1 protein-coding gene is annotated in these 678 nt (G+C 45.7%); it reads left to right on the top strand.

All coding sequences use genetic code 11. The features are described 5' to 3' along the window. The coding region (locus R7P74_RS26785) for a sensor histidine kinase (RefSeq protein ID WP_318123693.1) at positions 1–678 on the top strand (678 nt) is incomplete at both ends.

Raw genomic sequence — 678 nt, 5'->3', positions numbered from 1 at the left:
GAAGCAGGCAAGTTGACGCTTGTTGAAGAGGAGTTTGATTTGCGCTCGTTAGTCGAGAGTTGCACGGCATTGTGTGCGTATCAAGCGGATAAAAAGAACCTTAAGTTATTGGTTGATATGCCATTAGCCATGAATACGGTCGTGGTCGGTGATAAAGGTCGGATTAATCAAATCTTACTTAACTTGATCGGCAATGCAGTGAAATTCACGGATGAAGGTCATGTGCAGCTGAAAGTAAGAGAAAGTGAGCTCGGTTTTGATTTTTCAGTGAGCGATACAGGCATTGGAATTCCTGAAGACAGGCTAACTCATATTATGGATAAATTTGAGCAGGTCGATACTTCCGCGACAAGGCGACATGAAGGAACGGGCTTGGGGTTGGCAATCTCAAAACGTTTGATCAGCATGTACAACGGTGAGCTTTGTGTGCACTCGGATTTTGGCAACGGATCGTGTTTTAGCTTTAGTTTGCAGTTGCCTAAACGAAGTCAGCCTCATTCTGAGCCGGTGGAACTGAATGCAAATCGACTATTGTTGATTGATGATTATCTACCGCGCGTGGAACACTTGATGCGCTTAGCTAAAGAGATTGGCATCGAGGTGACTCATAGCAACGATTGGTCTGCGGCGCAGTCTTTGGGCAGAGATTTGGACGATTTTGACCGCATCATCGCGAGC

The sequence above is a fragment of the Vibrio sp. 2033 genome, assembly GCF_033339735.1.
The sequence above is the reverse complement of the archived record's forward strand: the minus strand, read 5'-3'. Positions and strand labels throughout refer to the sequence as shown.